The organism is Streptomyces sp. NPDC057565, from assembly GCF_042801455.1.
Lineage (GTDB): Bacteria > Actinomycetota > Actinomycetes > Streptomycetales > Streptomycetaceae > Streptomyces > Streptomyces yanii.
In genome coordinates, this window is sequence record NZ_JBHVFU010000019.1 from 124,477 (window position 1) to 143,991 (window position 19,515).

General features: G+C 69.7%; 17 protein-coding genes and 2 pseudogenes. 14 read left to right on the top strand and 5 right to left on the bottom strand.

The genetic code is table 11. The features are described from left to right. Positions 1-55: 55 nt before the first annotated feature. Both ACFU8W_RS28570 and ACFU8W_RS28575 read left to right on the top strand, forming a co-directional pair. A complete protein-coding gene (locus ACFU8W_RS28570; protein ID WP_384042933.1) occupies positions 56-2,239 on the top strand; it encodes a S8 family serine peptidase in 2,184 nt (727 codons plus the stop codon). A gap of 610 nt (positions 2,240-2,849) precedes the next feature. Beyond that, positions 2,850-3,041 (top strand): annotated as a pseudogene (locus tag ACFU8W_RS28575) (IS30 family transposase); the annotation flags it as partial. A gap of 27 nt (positions 3,042-3,068) precedes the next feature. Here ACFU8W_RS28575 and ACFU8W_RS28580 read toward each other — a convergent pair. Next, a complete protein-coding gene (locus tag ACFU8W_RS28580) occupies positions 3,069-3,725 on the bottom strand; it encodes a TetR/AcrR family transcriptional regulator (RefSeq protein ID WP_345511638.1) in 657 nt (218 codons plus the stop codon). A gap of 176 nt (positions 3,726-3,901) precedes the next feature. Between ACFU8W_RS28580 and ACFU8W_RS28585 the strand changes: the two genes are divergently transcribed. From ACFU8W_RS28585 to ACFU8W_RS28595, 3 genes are read left to right on the top strand one after another with little or no spacing between them, the layout of a single operon-like run. Continuing rightward, entirely contained in the window at positions 3,902-5,446 is a 1,545-nt protein-coding gene (locus ACFU8W_RS28585) for an FAD-dependent monooxygenase (protein ID WP_384042943.1), read from the top strand. Between the two features lie 28 nt (positions 5,447-5,474). Further along, positions 5,475-6,407, top strand: coding sequence for a VOC family protein (locus ACFU8W_RS28590; RefSeq protein WP_384042948.1), 933 nt, complete (start codon positions 5,475-5,477; stop codon positions 6,405-6,407). After that, a complete protein-coding gene (locus ACFU8W_RS28595; RefSeq protein WP_384042952.1) occupies positions 6,407-7,255 on the top strand; it encodes an alpha/beta fold hydrolase in 849 nt (282 codons plus the stop codon). The genes ACFU8W_RS28590 and ACFU8W_RS28595 overlap by 1 nt, the downstream gene beginning before the upstream one ends. A gap of 76 nt (positions 7,256-7,331) precedes the next feature. On the opposite strand, the gene ACFU8W_RS28600 is transcribed toward ACFU8W_RS28595, so the two are convergent. Then, complete coding sequence (locus tag ACFU8W_RS28600; RefSeq protein WP_384042992.1) at positions 7,332-7,751, bottom strand: IclR family transcriptional regulator C-terminal domain-containing protein; 420 nt, start codon at positions 7,749-7,751, stop codon at positions 7,332-7,334. 40 nt (positions 7,752-7,791) lie between these two features. Between ACFU8W_RS28600 and ACFU8W_RS28605 the strand changes: the two genes are divergently transcribed. The 4 genes from ACFU8W_RS28605 to ACFU8W_RS28620 are packed head-to-tail and all read left to right on the top strand — an operon-like array spanning position 7,792 to position 11,818. Beyond that, the gene (locus tag ACFU8W_RS28605) at positions 7,792-8,952 is read left to right on the top strand and encodes a cupin domain-containing protein (protein WP_384042955.1); all 1,161 of its coding nucleotides are present in this window, start codon (positions 7,792-7,794) and stop codon (positions 8,950-8,952) included. Between the two features lie 2 nt (positions 8,953-8,954). Next, a complete protein-coding gene (locus ACFU8W_RS28610; RefSeq protein WP_384042958.1) occupies positions 8,955-9,782 on the top strand; it encodes a fumarylacetoacetate hydrolase family protein in 828 nt (275 codons plus the stop codon). Next, positions 9,779-10,498 (top strand): maleylpyruvate isomerase family mycothiol-dependent enzyme, encoded by a 720-nt coding sequence (locus ACFU8W_RS28615; protein ID WP_384042961.1) that lies wholly within the window; start codon positions 9,779-9,781, stop codon positions 10,496-10,498. Before ACFU8W_RS28610 ends, ACFU8W_RS28615 begins: the two co-directional genes overlap by 4 nt. Before the next feature lie 36 nt (positions 10,499-10,534). Beyond that, positions 10,535-11,818, top strand: a complete 1,284-nt coding sequence (locus ACFU8W_RS28620; protein ID WP_384042964.1) for an FAD-dependent oxidoreductase — start codon at positions 10,535-10,537, stop codon at positions 11,816-11,818. A gap of 67 nt (positions 11,819-11,885) precedes the next feature. On the opposite strand, the gene ACFU8W_RS28625 is transcribed toward ACFU8W_RS28620, so the two are convergent. Then, a complete protein-coding gene (locus ACFU8W_RS28625) occupies positions 11,886-12,635 on the bottom strand; it encodes an IclR family transcriptional regulator (RefSeq protein WP_345511627.1) in 750 nt (249 codons plus the stop codon). Between the two features lie 71 nt (positions 12,636-12,706). On the opposite strand from ACFU8W_RS28625, the gene ACFU8W_RS28630 reads away from it, so the two are divergent. From ACFU8W_RS28630 to dmpG, 3 genes are read left to right on the top strand one after another with little or no spacing between them, the layout of a single operon-like run. Continuing rightward, positions 12,707-13,513, top strand: coding sequence for a 2-keto-4-pentenoate hydratase (locus ACFU8W_RS28630; RefSeq protein WP_384042967.1), 807 nt, complete (start codon positions 12,707-12,709; stop codon positions 13,511-13,513). Positions 13,514-13,522: 9 nt separating this feature from the next. Next, positions 13,523-14,485, top strand: coding sequence for an acetaldehyde dehydrogenase (acetylating) (locus ACFU8W_RS28635; protein WP_384042970.1), 963 nt, complete (start codon positions 13,523-13,525; stop codon positions 14,483-14,485). Then, positions 14,482-15,492, top strand: a complete 1,011-nt coding sequence (dmpG, locus tag ACFU8W_RS28640) for a 4-hydroxy-2-oxovalerate aldolase (RefSeq protein ID WP_384042973.1) — start codon at positions 14,482-14,484, stop codon at positions 15,490-15,492. Before ACFU8W_RS28635 ends, dmpG begins: the two co-directional genes overlap by 4 nt. 186 nt (positions 15,493-15,678) lie before the next feature. On the opposite strand, the pseudogene ACFU8W_RS28645 reads toward dmpG, so the two are convergent. Further along, positions 15,679-16,071: pseudogene (locus ACFU8W_RS28645) on the bottom strand (IS5/IS1182 family transposase); the annotation flags it as partial. Positions 16,072-16,619: 548 nt separating this feature from the next. On the opposite strand from ACFU8W_RS28645, the gene ACFU8W_RS28650 reads away from it, so the two are divergent. After that, positions 16,620-18,497 (top strand): CocE/NonD family hydrolase, encoded by a 1,878-nt coding sequence (locus ACFU8W_RS28650; protein ID WP_384042976.1) that lies wholly within the window; start codon positions 16,620-16,622, stop codon positions 18,495-18,497. A gap of 98 nt (positions 18,498-18,595) precedes the next feature. Next, positions 18,596-18,922 (top strand): hypothetical protein, encoded by a 327-nt coding sequence (locus tag ACFU8W_RS28655; protein ID WP_384042979.1) that lies wholly within the window; start codon positions 18,596-18,598, stop codon positions 18,920-18,922. 92 nt (positions 18,923-19,014) lie between these two features. Here the strand turns inward: ACFU8W_RS28655 and ACFU8W_RS28660 are convergent, their stop codons facing one another. Beyond that, positions 19,015-19,200 carry a hypothetical protein gene (locus ACFU8W_RS28660; protein WP_384042982.1) on the bottom strand — a complete coding sequence of 62 codons (186 nt, stop codon included), beginning with the start codon at positions 19,198-19,200 and terminating at the stop codon, positions 19,015-19,017. Positions 19,201-19,515 lie beyond the last annotated feature (315 nt).

Here is a 19,515-nt window from a genome sequence, read left to right on the forward strand (position 1 = left end):
AATAGCATCCGGCGGAATTGATCTGGGAGGGGTCGGAGTGCTGAACAGGAAACGCGTGAAGCCGGCGCTGATCGCAGCGCTGATACCGATGGTGGTGCTCGGAGTCGCCGTGCAGCCGGCGATGGGGCAGGTGCCCGTGCCACCGCCGATCAAGACCTACGAGGGAGATCCCGGCCGGCTCGGCGACGCGGCGAGCTGGCGTACCCCTGAGTTCAACCGGGACGCCGGCCTGGTGTCGATGGGAGCCGAATTCGCCTACGCCGCCGGCTACTCCGGCACAGGGATGAACATCGGCGTCGTCGACTCGGGCGTCTTCGCCGGGCACGTCCGGGAGCACGGAAGCCTGGACACGAACTACGCGGTCGGGGACCGCTACTTTTCAGTGGAGGCCCAGGGCGGCCGGACGGGCCCCACGCCGGGGTTCTACAACCCGGCGTTCAACGACAGTCACGGCACCCACGTCAGCGGGACCATCGGTGCGAGCCGCGACGGTGTCGGCGAGACGCAACCGGCCGGGCCGGATGCCAACATGCACGGCGTCGCGTTCAACAGCAATGTGTACATGGGCAACACCGGCAAGAAGGACGGCGTGCTCTACGGTCTCCTGCCGGCGAACGCGACCGCCGCGCAGACGCCGGACGACGCCTACATCGGCAATGTCTACCGGGCCGTGAACTCCGCCAAGACGGCGAACGGCGAGCCCATCAGGATCATCACCAGCAGTTGGGGTAGCCAGCCCAACACGGAAAACTACAACACGTACGACGCGCCACCCGGCAGCCCGGCGGGCTTCGGTCTGAACACGGCATGGCGCCTCTGGTCCACTCCGGACGGCGTCGTCGACGCGAACGGCAGCGCCGCCCGCTGGCTGAACGGTGCCATCGAGGCCGCGCGTACCGGCACGGTCATCCAGTTCACCGCCGGTAACAGCGGCTACGTGAACCCGTCGCCGCGAGGCGCCGCGCCGTACTTCATACCCGAGTTGGAGGGCAGCTGGTACACGACGTCGGGGATCAACCCCACCCAGGGGCGCACGTACAACCCTGACGGCTCCGTCCTGGTCCCCGGTCAGCAGACGTTCAACCAGTGCGGCGTCGCGAAGTGGTCCTGCGTGACGGCGCCGGCCAATGGCATCAACAGCACGACCGTGTCGGTCGTCAACGACGTGCCCGAGCCCCGTTACGGCAGTTCGTCGGGGACGTCGATGGCCGGCCCGCACTCGGCGGCCGCACTGTCGTTGATCATGCAGCGCTTCCCGTACATGACCAACGAGCAGGCGCTCTACACGATGTTCACCACCGGCCGGCAGAACAATACGATCAGTGATGCGGCGGGCAAGGCCGTGCAGAACCCCACCGGCGGCCAGATCGTGCAGGTGCCGGACAGCCGCAACGGCTGGGGCACGGTCAGTCTGCGGGAGGCCATGAACGGCCCGGGCCAGTTCCTGGGGCCGTTCGTCGTCGACACACAGGGGCGCGACGACGTGTGGTCGAACGACATCTCGGACGTTGCGATCCGGGCCCGCCAGCAGGAGGACGCCGCCGAGGCGGCCGCCTGGACGGCGACCAAGGCCGACAAGGGCTGGACCGAAGGCCTGCCGGCCGACGCGAGCGACGTCGACAAGTCGGACTACGCCATCGGGGTCCGCCGTGAGCAGGCCCGCGAGGCCCGCGCCTACGAGGGCAGCCTCACGAAGCGTGGCGCCGGCACCCTGTTCCTCACCGGCAGCGAGACCTGGCACGGGACGAGCACCGTCCTCGACGGCAAACTCTCGGTCGTCGGCTCGCACGCGAGCGCTGTCGACGTGCGCGGCGGAACGCTCGGCGGCAGCGGCACCGTGGGTGACAGCATCAACGTCAGCCACGGCGTGCTGCGGCCCGGTCTCACGGCCGACGAGGCCGCGCAGACCACCGGCGTTTCCGGCGCCGCAGGCAATGTCCTGAACGTCGGCGGGAACGCGACCATCGGCAAGGAGGGTCGCGTTGCCGTCACGATCTCCGGCGACCGGGACTACACGAGCGTCCGGGCGGCGGGGAACCTGGTGCTGGACGGTGAGCTGGACCTGGCCGTGCAGGGCAAGCTGACCCCGGGCACCGTGTTCACGATCATGAGCGGTAGCTCGATCAAGGGCGCCTTCCACGCGCTGCCGGAGAACCGGGTCCTGAACGTGGGCGGTTACCTGTTCCGGGTGTCCTACAAGAACAACAGCATGACGCTGACCGTCATGCGCGCGGTGTAAGCCGCGCCCCGTTGGCTCAACTCGGCTCAGGGCCGCGGGTGGAGTCCGCTTCGCCTGTTCTGAGCACGGCGGGCCGGGAGGGGAAAGGTCGGACGAGCACGGCACATGTGGATCAGGAGGTGTCCAGGCTTCAAGATCCGCAAGGTTGCCGTGCTCGTCTCTTCATTCATGCCCACGCCGGGCACGCTGGTGGCACCGCTCCGGCTCATGCCCTCCTCCACCCCGGCTCCGCCGCCGGGGCTGCTGGATGCGCTCGCGTGAGTGGTCGACCCGCGTGACCGGCGCGAACGGCGGTTCAAGCCCGCAGCACTGCTGGCCGTCGACGTGTGCGTGATAACCGCAGCGGGCCACAACTCCCTTACCCGGGCTGCCCGTTCGTCCCGTTCCCGCGACGCCGTTGCCGCCACTGTCGCCGAACTTCCCGACCAACTGCGCCGGTCGCTGACTAAGGGCTGTCCCGTAATCCCTGGCGGGCGCGCGACGCCGGCTACGGCACCTCGCTGCGTTGTCGGAACGCCCGAATACATTCAGTATGAGGACGCTCCTCCGCCTTGCGATGCACCGCATCCGACGCCGCGCGCTGATCCACCAGGGATTACGGGACAGCCCTTGGGGCCGGGGCGCCGAGATGGCCGAACGCGCCCAACTCCGCATCGGCGCCGGCCTGGAGATCTGTTTCGCCGGCCCGCACGGCCCCTGGCCACGCGGCACAAACGAGAACACCAGCGGCCTGCTCCGCCAGTACTTCCCCCAAGGGACCGACCTGTCCCGATGGGGCGCGGACGATCTCCAGGCGGTCGCAGCGTCACAGGTGCGGGTCGCGGCCTCGTCAGTCGGCGGCGATGATCGCCGCGCCGAGCGCCGCAATGGAGTCGGCGAGCTGATCCATCCATGCCGAGACGGGCCTGCCGCCTTCGGACTGCAGGGCGACGAACGCGCCGTCGTAGCCGGCCATTCCGAAGGGGGCGAGGGCCTCTGCGATCTTGTCGGCGGTCTCCTCGCCCGCGCTCTGGAAGGACGAGCGGATCATGTGCGCCATGTAGGCGCGCCCCTCGTCGCGGACCGCGATCACGGTCTGCAGGGCCTCGGGCGCCTCTGCCGCCTCGCGGCTCATCACCAGCACGAGCAGCAGGCGCAGGAACTCCTCGCCGTTCTCCATGACGTTGCCGGTCCGGCGCAGATACCAGCGGAGCCGCTCGTTGGGGGTGCCGTCCTCCGGGGGGTTGCGATGGGCTTCGCGCATGGCGTCGAAGAAGCCGTACGCGCCCTGTTCCATGACGGCCGAGAGCAGTCCCGCCTTGGATTCGAAATGGTGGTAGAAGGCGCTCTTCGGCAGGCCGGTCTCTTTGGCGAGCGTCGACATCGGCGTTCCGGCGTAGCCGCGTACGGACATCACCCGGGCGGCCGCGTCAAGGATCTCCTGCCGTGACCGGCGGCCGCGGCGGTTGGTGCGTGTCTCCGGCGCGGGCGGCTCGATCTTCTCCACCTTCCGGAGTCTAGGCGACGCCGGGGCGCGCTTCCCACCAGGGCCGGAGCTCACCAGTGCGGGAAATCCCTGCCCGGAATCTCTTGACGGGCTGTGGAGGGGCGCTGTTACCTTCGAATTGTACCGACCGATCGGTCCAAAACTTTCCGTCTTTGCGTTCACCACGGAGCCTGCGCATGACCAAGAGATACGACGCGGATGTCGCGATTGTCGGCTACGGCCCGACCGGTGTGATCGCCGCACTCACCCTCGCCAGATACGGCATCTCCGCCGTTGCGTTCGAGCGGGACCGGGACATCTACTCCCGGGCGCGTGCCGTGACGGTCAACGACTGGACGATGCGGATCTTCCAGGACCTCGGCATCGACGAGCGGATCGACAAGGTGATCGACCCGCAGCGCGCCCTGCGCTGGATGACCTACGACCGCACGGAGATCATGCGGATCGAGCACCCGCCGTCCACCCTGGGCCGCACTCCGCGCTTCTACAACATCTACCAGCCGACGATGGAGGCCGAGCTGCGCGCGGCCGTCCAGGAGCGGTACGACGACCTGGTCACCGTCCACTACGGCGACGAGGTCACCGGCATCGAGCAGGACGCCGACGGCGTCACCGTCACCTCGACCGCCGATGGCGCGACCCGTACCACCCGCGCCCGTTACGCGATCGGCGCCGACGGCGGCAGCAGCGCCACCCGCGGCCGGATCGGCTGCAAGCTGCTGGGCGACACCGACGACGTCACCTGGGTGGTCGTCGACTGCCACGTCAAGCGCTGGTGGCCCGATCGAGACTTCCTGACCTTCTGGTCCGACAAGGAGCGCCCGGTCGTCGACATCGCCCTGTCCGCGGGCAACCACCGGTGGGAGATCCCGCTCAAGCCCGACGAGACCCCGGCGGACTATCCGACGAGCGCCGAGATATGGCCTCTGCTCAAGGCGCTCGGCGTTTCCGAGGACGATGTCGAGATCCACCAGCACGCCTTCTACCAGCACCACGTCCGGATGGCCGACACGTTCCGCCAGGGGCGGGTGTTCCTGGCCGGTGACGCGGCGCATCTGATGCCGCCGTGGGCCGGTGCCGGCATGCAGACCGGTATGCGCGACGCTCACAACCTGGGCTGGAAACTCGCCCGTGTGCTCAAGGGCGAGCTGCCCGAAAGCTGGCTGGACACCTACGAGGCGGAGCGGCGCCCCAACGCCGCCTTCTACACCGGCCTCGCGGTCGGCCTCGGCCGGGTGATCAAGCAAGAGGTCTCCGAGGAGGAGCAGGCCGCGATGAACGCGGTGCCCGAGAGCACGGTCACCCCGTTCGAGCCGCCGCTCACCGCTCCGCCGGTACTGGCGGGCGGCTGGATCCGCGGAGAGACCGGTGACGCCAGCATCATCGGCCGCATGATCCCGCAGCCGATCACCGGTGACACCGCCGGCCGTATGGCCCGCCTGGACGATCACCTCGGCCACCACTTCGTGCTGCTCGGCGACCAGGTCGACCCAGCGACCCTGCTGTCGGCGGAGGAGAAGGCCGGCTGGGACGGGCTCGGGGCCCACTACCGCGCGGTGCGCCCGAAGACCTCGCATACCCAGGGGCCGGACGAGCTGGTCGACCTGGACGAGGTCGTCCTCCCCTGGATGCGCCGGTACGGCGCCCGTGTCATCGCGGTCCGTCCGGACAGGTTCGTCGCCGCCGCCGATACCCACGGCCTTGCCGTGCCCACCGTCTGATTGAGCCTGCGAAGAAAAGGAGAAAGACTTGTCTGGTGTCAAGGAACTCGGATACGTCGTCTACGAGGTGAGCAGCCTCGCCGACTGGGAGCACTTCGGTGTCACCCTGCTCGGTATGCAGCTCGGCGAGAAGACCGGGAACGGCTTCACGCTGCGTACCGACGAGAAGGCCCACCGCTGGGTCATCAGCGAGGGCCCGGCCGACGACCTGGTGGCCACCGGTTACGAGGTCGAGGGCGCGGACGCGCTCGACACCCTGGTCGAGAAGCTGCGTGCGGCCGACGTCGAGGTCACCGAGGGCGACGAGGCGCTCGCCGCCGCCCGCAAGGTGGACCGGATCTTCATCACCGCCGACCCGATGGGCAACCGGGTCGAGCTGGTCAACGGCCTGGCCGATGCCGCCACGCCGTTCGAGTCTGCTTCGCTGCTCGGCAGCTTTGTGACCGGCGCCGGCGGCGCGGGCCACCAGGTCCTGCTGGCCCACGGCGTCTCCCGGGAGACCTACCTGGGCTTCTACTTCGACCTGCTCGGCTTCAAGATCAGCGACATGATCGTCGAGGAGCTCGCCCCGGGCATCGTCGCCGACCTGATCTTCCTGCACTGCAACGGCCGCCACCACACCGTCGCCTTCGGCGACCTTCCGTCGCCGAAGAAGACCCACCACTTCATGGTCGAGGTCACCGACATCCGCGACGTCGGCCTGGCCTACGACCGGTGCATGGACGCCAAGCAGCCGTTCGAGATGACGCTCGGCATGCACCCGAATGACCACATGTTCAGCTTCTACGTCTTCACGCCGTCCGGTTTCAGTATCGAGTACGGCTGGGGCGGGCTGATCATCGACGACGAGACCTGGGAGGTGAAGACGCTCGACCGGCTGCACAGCTGGGGCCACCGTCCCCCGGGCGTCGTCTCCGGCCTGCTCGCTGCCGCACCGAACCCGATGGAAGAGAACCACTGATGACCCTCAACCCGCAGGACATCGCCCGCACCGTCGAGACCGCCGACTGGAAGCTCCGCTACTACGAGGCGGGCTCCGGCCACCCGGTCATCCTGCTGCACGGCAGCGGCCCCGGCGCCACCGGCTGGAGCAACTTCTCCGGCAACATCGAGGCCCTGGCCGAGCACTTCCACGTCTACGCGGTCGACATGCCCGGCTGGGGCGAGTCGGACGCCGCCACGGTCGACCGTCTCGACCACGTCGAGGCCGCGATCCAGTTCATGGACGCCCTCGACATCGACAAGGCCGCCTTCGTCGGCAACTCGATGGGCGGCCAGACCTCGCTCCGCCTCGCCACCGAGTACCCCGAGCGGATATCCCACCTGGTCACCATGGGCCCGCCGGTCGGCATGCGGCTGCCGACCCTCTTCGGCGCCGGTGACGGCCCGTCCGAGGGCCTCAAGGTCCTGATCGAGACCTACCGCGACGCCGGCCCGGAGAACATGCGCCGGCTCGTTGAGATCATGGTCTTCGACAAGGCCCGGTTCGCCACCCCCGAGCTGTGCCAGGCCCGTTCGGACGCCGCGCTCGCCCGCCCGGAGCACCTGCGCAACTACGTCGACGGCATGCCCCAGGGCGCCCCGCTGCCCAAGTGGGTCAAGCCGGAGCTGCTGCCGACGATCCAGGTGCCGACCCTGCTGATCCACGGCCGCGACGACCGCGTCGTCTCCTACGAGACCTCGCTGTTCCTGCTGGCGAACATCCCGGACAGCCGCCTGGTGGTGCTCAATCACTGCGGCCACTGGGCGATGATCGAGCACGCCGACGAGTTCAACCGGCTGGTCACCGACTTCGTCGCCAACAACTGAGCCACGGGCCGACCGGCCGGGGAGGGCCTGTACGACACCGCCGCGTCGGCGGCGCCGTACAGGCCCTCCCCGTCTGTCAGCGGCCCTCCTCGGCGAGGTCCTGCTCCAGGGCGTGCGCCGCCGCGTTCGGGGTGGCGACCAGGGACAGGAGGCGGTGCGGGGCGTAGCGCACGCCGGGCAGCGACACCGACAGACCGGCCGGCGCGGCGCCGGCCCGGTCGCGCACCGGTACGCCGAGTGCGACCGGACCGCGTTCGGACCGCCTCTTGTCGAAGGCGAATCCGTTGCGCTGCAGCCGCCGCAGCTCATCCCGCGGCTGGTCGGGCTCCGGGCGCTCGACCGGACGCTCCCGGTACCGCTCGGTCGCGTACACCTCGTCCAGCTCCTCGTCGGAGAGGCCGGCGAGCAGCAGCAGGCCACGGCGATGGGATGGGGCGGCGGGGTCCTGAGCGACTTGTCCATGGCGCGGTGCCGGAATGGTTCTGCTATGCAGAATCTATGTGTTCTTCAAAGAGAAACGGCGCACGCTGTGGCTTGTGACTCACTCCTCCCTCGCCCATGACATCGCCTCGGGCTCCCCGGTGCGGCTGCAGGCCGTCGCCGCGGAGGGGCAGCCCGAGGTCACCCCGGCTCTCGAAGAGCTGTACCGGGGCTTCGAGAACGAGCTGCTCGTCCCGCTGTGGACCGAGATCGGCGACCTCATGCCGGCCCACCCGCGCTCGCGCGCCGTACCCCACATGTGGCGCTGGCAGCGGCTGCGCGAGCTGGCCGCCCAGGCCGGCGACATCGTCCCGGTCGGCCGCGGCGGCGAGCGCCGCGCCATCGCGCTGGCCAACCCGTCCCTCGGCGGACGGCCCTTCGCCACCCCCACGCTGTGGGCGGCCATCCAGTACCTGATGCCGGGTGAGGACGCCCCCGAGCACCGCCACACCCAGCACGCCTTCCGGTTCGTCGTCGAGGGCTCGGGCGTGTGGACGGTCGTCGGCGGCGACCCGGTGCCGATGAACCGCGGCGACTTCCTCCCGCAGGCCGGATGGAACTGGCACGCCCACCACAACGCCACCTCCGAGCCGATGGCCTGGATCGACGGCCTGGACATCCCCCTCCAGTACGTCACCGAGGCGCAGTTCTTCGAGTTCGGCCGCGACGAGATCAGTGACGCCGAGCGGATCACGCCGGAGCGGTCGCGCTCCGAGCGCCTGTGGGGCCACCCGGGCCTGCGCCCGCTGTCGGCCGCCCCGGCCACCCCGGGCAGCCCGCTGCTCTCCTACAAGTGGGAGTACACCGACGCCGCCCTGCGCGACCAACTGCTGCTGGAGAAGGAGGGCTACGGCGGCACCGTCGAGCCCGGCCACGCCGCGGTGCGCTACGCCAACCCGCACGACGGCTCCGACGTGCTGCCGACCATCCGCGCAGAGTTCCACCGTGTCGCCCGCGGCGCCGAGACCGCGCCCGTGCGCGAGACCGGCTCCTCCGTCTACCAGGTCTTCGACGGCTCCGGTGTCGTGACCGTCGGGGAGAAGTCCTGGACGGTCAGCCGCGGCGACCTGTTCGTCGTCCCGTCCTGGGAACCGTTCTCCGCCAGGTCCGAGGCCGGCGGGACCGACTCGGACTCCGGCGCCCTCGACCTCTTCCGCTTCTCCGACGCGCCCGTCTTCGAGGCGCTTCAGCTCAACCGCACCCAGAAGGACGCCTGATCATGAAGCTCGCCACCATCCGCACCACCGACGGCACCCGGGCGGTCCGCCTCGACGGCGACGTCCACGTCGACCTCGGTTACACCGACCTGGGTGAACTGTTCGCCGAGGCCGACTGGCAGGCCAAGGCCGCCGCCGCCTCCGGCACCACCTACCCGGTCGAGGGCGCGGACTTCGCGCCGGTCGTCCCGAACCCGTCCAAGGTCGTCTGCGTCGGCCACAACTACACCAACCACATCAAGGAGATGGGGCGGGACCTCCCCAACTACCCGACCCTCTTCCCGAAGTTCGCCGACACCCTCATCGGTGCGAACGACGACATCGTCAAGCCGGCCGAGACCGACGCGGTCGACTGGGAGGTCGAGCTGGCCGTCGTGATCGGCAAGCAGGTCCGCCGCGCCGACGAGCAGCAGGCCGCCGACGCCATCGCCGGCTTCACCGTCATGAACGACATCTCGGTGCGCGACTGGCAGTTCCGCACCATCGAGTGGACCCAGGGCAAGATCTGGGAGGCGACCACGCCGGTCGGCCCGTACGTCGTCACCCCCGACGAGGTCGGCGGCGTCCGCCCCGCCCTGAAGGTCAAGACGGTCGTCGACGGCCAGGTCATGCAGCAGGACGACACCGGCACGCTGCTGTTCGACCCGGTCTTCCTGTTGCAGTACATCTCCACCGTCATCACTCTGCGTCCGGGCGACATCATCGCCACCGGCACCCCGGCCGGCGTCGGCAACGCCCGCGACCCCAAGGTCTTCCTGCTCCCCGGCCAGAACGTGGTCACCGAGATCACCGGCCTCGGCGCCTGCACCAACAAGGTCGTCGCAGCGTGACGAACGGCACCCGCACCTTCGCCGACGCCCGCCGCTGGGCCCTGATCGGCGCCGAGCTGACCTTCGACGCCGTCGCCGGACTCGACGACGCCGGGTACGCCGCGCCCAGCACCCTGCCCGGCTGGAGCCGCGCCCACATCGCCGCGCACGTCGCTGCCAACGCCGAGGCCCTGTCCAACCTGGTCCACTGGGCCGCCACAGGCGAACCCACCCCGATGTACGCCTCGCCCGAGGAACGCGCCGCCGGCATTGAACGCGGCCGTGCCCTGCCGGCCGACCGGCTGACCGCCTGGCTGCGCCGCTCGGCGGACGCGCTGGAGGTGCGGATGGACCAGCTCACCGACGAGCAGTGGCGGCACGAGGTCGTCACTGCCCAGGGCCGCACCGTCCCCGCCACCGAACTGCCCTGGATGCGTTCCCGCGAAGTGTGCGTCCACGCCGTCGACCTGGCGACCGGCGTCTCCTTCGCCAACCTGCCGGCCGACTTCCTCGCCGCCCTGTGCGACGACGTCGCCGCCAAGCGCGCCGCGGCCCCCGGCCCGGCCGTGACCCTGCGGGCCCCGGCCGCCGGCGCCGACTGGGAACTGCCGGGCGACGGCGAGCCCGTCCCGGTCACCGGCGAACTGCATGACATTGCGGCCTACCTCACCGGACGCGACGCCGACCTGCGCGCCGCAGACGGCACCCCCGCCCCCGCGCTGGGCGCCTGGCTCTGAACCCGGGGCCCGCCCCGCACACGCAAGGAACAGCACATGAACCCTGAACCCACGCCTGCCGGACAGCCCGACGTCCTGGTGGTCGGCGGTGGCATCGGCGGCCTCAGCACCGCCTTCGCCCTGTCACGCCAGGGACTTCGGGTACGCGTTCTCGAACAGGCCCCGGAGTACGGCGAGGTCGGCGCCGGCCTGCAGATCGCCCCCAACTGCACCCGCATCCTTGCCGAGTACGGCCTGCTGGACGAGGCGAAGTCGCTGGGCGTCGTCCCGGAGAACATGGTGATGCGGGACGCGCTCGACTCCCAGGTGCTGACCCGGCTCGACCTGCGCGACCTCGAACGCCGCTACGGCTTTCCGTACATGGTCATCCACCGCAGCGACCTGCACGGCATCTTCCTGCGCGCCTGCCGGCGCGCCGGTGTCGAGCTGCTGAACGACCAGGTCGTCGTCGGCTACGAGAACACAGAGGGCGGCGCCCGAGTCCTCCTGAAGGACGGACGGGTCGAGTCCGCCCCGCTGGTCATCGCGGCCGACGGACTGCACTCCGTGGCCCGCCGCCAGTTGATCGGCGACGACGTGGTCAGCTCCTCCTACGTCGCCTACCGCGCGGCCGTCCCGATCGAGCAGGTCAAGGACAACGGCATCGCGGAGAACGACGTCACCGTCTACGTCGGCCCGCACCGCCACTTCGTCCAGTACGCCCTGCGCGGCGGCGACATGTTCAACCAGGTCGCCGTGTTCGAGTCGCCCAAGGCCCTGGCCGGCGAGGAGGACTGGGGCACACCCGACGAGCTGGACGCGGCCTTCGTGGGCAGTTGTGACACTGTCATCAAGGGCATTCCGCTGATGTGGCGGGACCGCTGGTGGCGGATGTTCGACCGCGACCCGATCGAGACCTGGGTGCACGGCCGGATCGCCCTGCTCGGCGACGCCGCGCACCCGCCGCTCCAGTACATGGCGCAGGGCGCGATCATGGCGATCGAGGACGGCTGGGTGCTCGCCCAGCACTACGCCCGGCTGGCCGAGGCCGCCCCGGCGGGCACCGAGCCGGACTGGGACGGTGCGCTGGCCGCGTACGAGGCTGTCCGGGTGGAGCACTGCCGCCGGGTGCAGACGACGGCCCGCGCCTGGGGTGAGCTGTGGCACCTCGACGGGGAGTCCCGGCTCCAGCGAAACGCGATCATGCGGGCGCGGGACGCCGACGACTACACCTTCACCGACTGGGTGTACGGTCCGACCGCGCTGACCCCGGACGAGGAACCCGAGATGTTCACGCCGATCCCGCTCTCCTCGGCGGCCGTCGAGGACCGGGCGGCCTGACCACCCACACGCCCCGGACCGTGGCCGGGTGCGACGCGAAGTGCGTCGCACCCGGCCTCGGCCGGTTTCAGGGGCGCCGGCGGGCGAGGGTGGAGCCCAGGGTCGTGGCCGCGGCGCGTACGGCGTTCGCGTGGGACTCGGGGCGGAAGCGTCCGACCGGGCCGGTCACGCTGATGGCGGCGACCGCGGTCAGACCGTCGGGTGCGAGGACCGGCGCGGCGACGCAGAGCAGGCCCGGTGTCGACTCCTCGCGTTCGTAGGCGACACCTGTCTCGACCGCCTTCACGAGCTGCCGGCGCAGCAGGCCCGGGGCGATCACGGTGTGCGGCGTGCGGCGTTCGAGCGGGGCTCTCAGCACGGCGGCCTGCTCGTCCTCCCCGGCGTAGGCAAGCAGCACCTTGCCGATCGCCGTGCAGTGCATCGGCATCCGCCCACCGGTGCGGGAGGGCGCCTTGGCCTGGCGGTGTCCGCCGATCTTGGCGACGTAGACGACCTCATGCCCCTCGCGCACGCCGAGGTGCACGGTCTCGTGGGTGCGTTCGTAGAGATCCTGCAGAAACGGCATCGCCAGCTCCAACAGGGTGCGTTCGGTGGCGGCGCGCAGACCGAGCTCGAAGAGGCCCCCGGAGAGCCGGTAGCCGTGGTCGGTCTTGTCGAGCAGCCGGTGGTGGACCAGGTCCCCCGCGACGCGGTGGACGGTGCCCTTCGCCAGACCGGTACGCCGCACCAGCTCGGCGAGCGGCAGCACGGAGTCGGCCGGGCCGAACGCGCGCAGGATCGCCAGTGCCTTGCCCAGGACGGTGTCGCTGTCCTCCATGGAAAAGAGCGTACCGCTGAGTGGAACGCAGGCATGGAGTTCTCCGCGCCCCATGCCGCAGATTGGACGACATGCCCCAGAACCACCCCACTGTCGGCACCGACAGCATCGCCGCCGCCGCGGCCCGGCTCCGTGACGCCGCTGCCACCGGCACCCCCGCCGCCCCCGTGCGCGACCTGATCGGCCGCGACGACGTCGAGAACGCGTACGCCGTGCAGGAGCGGCTCACCGCCGAGCGGATCGAGGCCGGTGCCACGGTCGTCGGCCGGAAGATCGGCCTCACCTCCGCGGCCGTGCAGCAGCAGCTCGGCGTCGACCAGCCCGACTTCGGCTTCCTCTTCGACGACATGGAGTACGCCGACGGCTCGGTCGTGCCGGCCGGCGCGATCCTCCAGCCGCGGGTCGAGGCCGAGATCGCCTTCGTGCTGGGGGCCGACCTCGCCGAGGGACCGCTCGACGACGCCCAGGTGCGCGAAGCCATCGACCATGCCGTCGCCGCGATCGAGATCTGCGGCAGCCGGGTGGCCGACTGGGACATCAGCTTCGGTGACACGGTCGCCGACAACGCCTCGGCCGGCGGCTACGTCCTCGGCGCGCAGCGCGTCCCGCTCACCGGTTTCGACCCCGTGGCGGCCGAGATGGCCATGACCGTCGACGGCGAGACCGTTTCCACCGGCAGCGGCGCCGCCTGCCTCGGCGACCCGGTCAACGCCGTCGTCTGGCTTGCCCGCCAGGCCCGCGAACTGGGCGAGCCGCTCCGCGCGGGCCAGGTCATCCTCTCCGGTGCCCTCGGCCCGATGCGTCCCGTGACGCCGGGCGCTGCCGTTCATGCCACTGTCACCGGCCTCGGCACGGTGTCGGTCACCTTCTCTGCGTAAGGAACGACGATGAGCAAGACCAAGGTCGCCATCATCGGGTCGGGCAACATCGGAACCGACCTGATGATCAAGATCATGCGCAATGCGCAGCACCTCGAGATGGGGGTCATGGTCGGTATCGACCCGGCCTCCGACGGTCTGGCCCGCGCCGCGCGCCTCGGGTTCGAGACCACCCCCGAGGGCGTGGAGGGGCTGCTGAAGTCGCCGCAGATCGACGAGATCGGCATCGTCTTCGACGCCACCTCGGCCGGTGCGCACACGTACAACGACGAGAAGCTGCGCCCGCTCGGCATCCGCATGATCGACCTGACGCCGGCCGCGATCGGTCCGTACGTCATCCCGGCGGTCAATCTCGAGGAGCACCTCGACGCGCCGAACGTCAACATGGTCACCTGTGGTGGCCAGGCGACGATCCCGGTCGTGGCCTCGATCAGCCGGGTCGTCCCGGTGGCGTACGCGGAGATCATTGCCTCGATCGCCTCCAAGTCGGCCGGCCCCGGCACCCGGGCCAACATCGACGAGTTCACCGAGACGACCTCCTCGGCGATCGTGCAGGTCGGGGGCGCCCAGCGGGGCAAGGCGATCATCATCCTCAACCCGGCCGAGCCGCCGCTGATGATGCGTGACACTGTCTTCGCGCTGGTCACCCTGCCCGAGGGCGCGGACGGCGAGACCGCGAAGGCGCAGATCACCGAGTCGGTTCGCAAGATGGTCGCCGAGGTCTCGGCGTACGTCCCGGGCTACCGGATGGTCCAGGACGTCCAGATCACCGAGATCCCGGCCGACCAGCCGGTCGAGACGCTGCTGGCCGAGGGCGCGACCGCACGGCCGACCCACCAGGTGTCGGTCTTCCTCAGGGTCGAGGGCGCGGGCATGTACCTCCCGGCGTATGCCGGAAACCTCGACATCATGACCTCGGCCGCGGTGCAGATGGCCGAGAAGATCGCCGCCGCGAAGGAGGCCACGAAGTGAGCACCCCGATCTTTGTACAGGACGTCACCCTCCGCGACGGAATGCACGCCGTCCGGCACCGCATCACGCCCGAGGACGTCAAGCGCATCGTCGTGGCCCTGGAGGAGGCCGGCGTCGACGCGATCGAGGTCGCGCACGGTGACGGCCTCGCCGGCGGCTCGCTCAACTACGGCCCGGGCTCGAACACCGACTGGGAGTGGATCGAGGCCGCCGCGTCGGTCCTGAAGAACGCCCGCCTCACCACTCTGCTTCTGCCGGGTGTGGGAACCATCCACGAGCTGAGGCACGCCTACGACCTCGGCGTTCGCTCAGTGCGCGTGGCCACCCACTGCACCGAGGCCGACATCTCCGCGCAACACATCGCCGCCGCCCGTGAGCTGGGCATGGACGTCTCCGGCTTCTTGATGCTCTCCCACATGGCCGAGCCCGAACAGCTCGCGAAGCAGGCCAAGTTGATGGAGTCCTATGGCGCCCAGTGCGTCTACGTCACCGACTCCGGCGGCCGACTGACGATGAATGATGTCGCCGCCCGGGTGCGCGCCTACCGCGACATCCTCGACCCGGCAACCGAGATCGGCATCCACGCCCACGAGAACCTCTCGCTCTCCGTCGCCAACTCGGTGGTCGCGGTCGAGAACGGCGTCTACCGCGTCGACGCCTCGCTCGCCGGACACGGAGCGGGCGCGGGCAACTGCCCCATCGAGGCCTTCGTCGCCGTCGCGAACCTGTCGGGCTTCAAGCACAACTGCGACCTGTTCAAACTGCAGGACGCCGCCGACGACATCGTCCGCCCCCTGCAGGACCGCCCGGTCCGGGTCGACCGCGAGACCCTCACGCTGGGCTACGCGGGTGTCTATTCCAGCTTCCTGCGGCACGCGGAGACCGCCGCGCAGCGGTACGAAGTCGACGTGCGCGACATCCTGATGGAATGCGGCCGGCGACGACTGGTCGGCGGCCAGGAGGACATGATCGTCGACATCGCCCTCGGCCTGGCGGCCGGTCGCTGACGTCTGTGACGGTCGGTTCACGGCCGGCTCCGTCGCCGTGAACCGACCGACCGGGAACGGGAGACCGCCGCGCCGCAGGGACACCCTCCCGGTGCCATGGGCGGGGTCCGGACATCGGCATACCGCCCGACCACGACCTGCGCAGCCTGCTGGACACACCTCTCCCCGAAAGAGGATGGAAGCAGCCTACGCGGGAAATCTGTAGCAGCAGAGGATGGCGGCGAGTCCGAGAAAGGCCAGGTAATTGCGGGGGTCTCGCTCGTAGCGGGGGTTGAGGCGGCGGTAGCCGGACAGCCGGGACATGGTCCGCTGGACGACCCGTCTGCGGCGTCCCAATCGCTCGCTCGACTCGATTCCGCCCTCTTCTTTTGGCCCTGACGTGGGCGGTGTCGCGGATGACGCGGGAGACGTTCAGGAGGCCGATGTCGTCCAGACGGTGCAGTACCGCCTCGTGCAGCCGGCCCCGGACCCCCGCCCTCGACCAGATCAGGAACCGGCGATGGACGGTCGACTTCGATATCCCGAAGCAGGCGGCAACGACCGTCAGGAACACCCGTTGACCAGCACGTAGACGATGGAGCGCTTCGCGTGGTCGAGGCACGTTCTCTGCGGGTTCGTGCATTTCATGTCGGAGGAGGGGGACCACATGGGAATCAGCACGAGCATCTCGTCGATGAAGCCCTCCACCCGCTTCAGCACGTTCACCCGGGGCGGAGACGATTTTCGCACGGGCGGTACCGGATGGTTCAGGTCCTTGACGCCGAAGGCGGAATGTCACACACCGTCAAACCCGTAACAGTCAATCTTGTTGCCCAATCTGCCGTCGCTTTCAAGGACGATGCCGGCGCCCACGGCAGCCGACATCCCACCGTTGTCACACACAACTGGCCCTAGCAGAAAAGGGCGTGTCCCCGTCTCATCACTAACACAGCTCATACACAGCACCGTTGACGGGTTTCAGTGCTGACCTTAGGCTCGCTCACCATTGGTTCCGGCCCGGGTTCGCACAGACGGTCACGTTCCTGACGTGTGTGCGACCGTCCGTCGTCGCTGCGGCGACGGTTGGCTGGGGCTGCCGCTCCGCCGGAACCGCCGCTCCACTCCGTACCGACGACTCTGGAGAGCTTGTGAACAGACGTCGCGCGCCCGGCTGGGCCGCCTCGGCACTCGTCACCACTCTGGCGCTGACCGGTGCACTCGCCGGCCCTGCCGTCGCGTCACCGACCGCCACTTCCGCTCGGACCCCGACCACCGCGGTCGCCACCGCGACCGACGGCATCACGCACGAGCAGAACGACCGTGTCCCGGAGGGCTCGGTCTGGACCCAGCACTACTTCCCGTCCTCGGACGGCTCCGGCACCGAACTGCACGGCGACCTGCTGATGCCCGAAGGCGTGTCCGCCGGGCAGAAGGTGCCGGTCATCCTCTCCATCGGCCCGTACTTCGGACACATGGGCCAGACGGGCCCCGAGGGCTGGACCCACACCGGTCCCTCGAGCCGTTTTCAGGACTTTATCGAGGGCAGCGACCTCTTCGCCCACGGCTACGCATTCCTCATGGTCGACCTGCGCGGCTTCGGTGGCTCGACCGGCTGCCTCGACTGGGGCGGTCCCGGTGAGCAGGCCGACGTAAAGGCCGCGATCAACTGGGCCGCGAGCCAACCGTGGTCGACCGGCGCAGTGGGTATGTACGGCAAGTCCTACGACGCCGTCACCGGCCTCATCGGCAACGGCCTGAAGCAGTCCGCGCTGAAGGCCGTCGTTGCCCAGGAGCCCCTCTGGGACATGTATCAGTACATCTACTCCAACGGTGTCCCCCGCCCGAATGTGACCGGAACCGCCAATGCCTACAACGGCATTGCCACGTTGGCCCCGCTGTCGGACGACGACGCGCGCTACCAGGCCAACGCCCGGTACGAGAACTCCCACCCCCAGTGCCTGACCGAGAACTCGGCCGGCTACCGGATTTCGGACCAGAACGACCCGTTCTGGACCTCCCGTGACCTGGCCAAGATGGCTCAGGGCACCAACACGCCGCTCTTCGTCACCCAGGGCTTCGTCGAGAACAACACCAAGCCCGAGGAGATGCAGGAGTACCTCACCAACCACACCGGCCCGGAGCGCGGTTGGGTCGGACAGTGGGACCATGTGCGTGGTGGAGACCGGGTGAGGGACGGCCGTCTGGCCATGGGCCGCGAGGGCTGGTACGACGAGATGCTGTCCTTCTACGACCAGTACCTCAAGGGAGTTGAGCCCTCGGTCGACTACCCGGCATACTCCGTCGAGGACTCCACCGGTCACTGGCGGGCCCAGGACACCTGGCCGGCGGTGGAGCGCGACGTCACCCTCCCGCTGGGGAACGGCAGTTACCTCGACGACGGCGGTGCCTCCGCCCGCGCCACCTTGGCCGCAGCCGGTGCGCCGGCGACCGAGGCGGTCCAGCCGTCGGGCAACTGGGACATGGAGAACGCCCCGGCGACCGAGCAGCCGGCGCCCAAGGGTCTGGCCAAGGGGATCGCGAAGAGGCAGCAGGCCGGTGAGGTCGGCTCCAGCTTCTTCGTCTGGTCGCAGCCGCTCACCCAGGACGTGCGGCTGACCGCCACGCCGAACATCTCGCTGACCGCGAAGGGCGAGGGCAACGTCATGCTCAAGCTCTACGACGTCGGCCCGGACGGCAAGGCTGTGATGTTCAACGAGCAAGTCTCCCTGCTGAAGACAGGCCGGATGAGCGTCGACCTCAAGGCGACCGACTGGACGCTGGCGGCCGGGCATGTCCTGGCCGTGGAGATCGGCTCGATCCAAACCGGGTCGTGGCGTGACACCCCGTCGGGGCGGACCATCGACGTCTCGGGCGCCGTGCTGAGGCTGTCCCTGGACGACCCGTCCGACGACGTGGCCACCCAGGGCGACCGCTCACCGTACCTGGACACCTACCTGCGCCAGTACACCGTGGACCTGCCGGCCGGTCCGGCGTCCATCACCGTGACGCCCGGCGGCCACATCTGATCCCACACCCACAGGCCGGCGCCGACGGTACGGCTCCCGGACTCGCTCCGGAGCGCCGTCCGGCGCCGGCCCAGGCACCAGGGGCTGCCGAGAGATACGTGAGCGTCGACGGCATGGTGTTCGCCGGGTGCGCTCAGCAACTTGCCGCTCCTCTGGCCCGGTATGGACGCGAGGCAGAGCTGCGCGCTTGGCTCGACGAGGACGGGGAGGAGTACGCCCGGACCGCGCTCGCCCGCCTGCTGGAGGAACGGGGCCGGACTGAGGAGGCGGTTGTCTCTGCCGAAGACCTCATGCACTTCGGGATGTCGGGCGGTGTGATCGCGGAGGCCGAACGTCTGGTGTGCGAGGGCGAGCCGGAGAAGGCGATCGCACACCTGCGAGCCCGTCCGGACGGGACGAGGAGACTGCGTGCCGAGGATCTCTGAGGGCCGGCTCTCCGGTGCTCCCGCTGACCACGGTTCCCGGCCGAGGCCAGGGGCAGCTCCCGGAGCGCCGAGTTGACGGCAGCCTGGCTGTTTCAGCCATCCGGGACCGGCGCACGGCCGTCCGGTGGCAGTACGCGTCGCATGAGCACGCCGACCACCCGGGCCAGGCCCAACGCCCCATCCGCGTCACCCGCCCTGCGGACCACATGCCGAGCGGGGGCGACCTGGTCGAGGACGGTGCCCTCGCGGGCCGGCAGGTAGGTCAACGTCAGGAACACGCCGTGCGTTGCCGTCCTCGAACGGGTGGAAGAAACAGACGTCGAGGAGGGCGCGGGACGCGCGGGCGTTGAGGGGGAGGGCAGGGGCGGTGGCCTGGGCCAGGCAGGTGTCGAGGCGGGCGGGGAGGTTCGCGGCGTCGGCTTGTGCCGACGGGGTTCTGCGTGTGGCGATGGGCCGCACCGTGCGGTGTTCCACGACACGACGAAGCCCCGCCATGCTCTTGGGTTCTAATCAACGTCGCAACACCCGACAGCCGGGTAGGCGATGAAGAACAGCAGCAGTACCGCCGGGGGGCGCCCGAACGGTAGAAGGGT

What these genes read in the sequence shown, in the direction of transcription:
- ACFU8W_RS28585 (WP_384042943.1), top strand. Translation starts at nt 3,902, where the DNA reads ATGACCAAGAGATACGACGCGGATGTCGCGATTGTCGGCTACGGCCCG.
- ACFU8W_RS28595 (WP_384042952.1), top strand. Translation starts at nt 6,407, where the DNA reads ATGACCCTCAACCCGCAGGACATCGCCCGCACCGTCGAGACCGCCGAC.
- ACFU8W_RS28620 (WP_384042964.1), top strand. Translation starts at nt 10,535, where the DNA reads ATGAACCCTGAACCCACGCCTGCCGGACAGCCCGACGTCCTGGTGGTC.
- ACFU8W_RS28630 (WP_384042967.1), top strand. Translation starts at nt 12,707, where the DNA reads ATGCCCCAGAACCACCCCACTGTCGGCACCGACAGCATCGCCGCCGCC.
- ACFU8W_RS28610 (WP_384042958.1), top strand. Translation starts at nt 8,955, where the DNA reads ATGAAGCTCGCCACCATCCGCACCACCGACGGCACCCGGGCGGTCCGC.
- ACFU8W_RS28625 (WP_345511627.1), bottom strand. Translation starts at nt 12,635, where the DNA reads ATGGAGGACAGCGACACCGTCCTGGGCAAGGCACTGGCGATCCTGCGC.
- ACFU8W_RS28635 (WP_384042970.1), top strand. Translation starts at nt 13,523, where the DNA reads ATGAGCAAGACCAAGGTCGCCATCATCGGGTCGGGCAACATCGGAACC.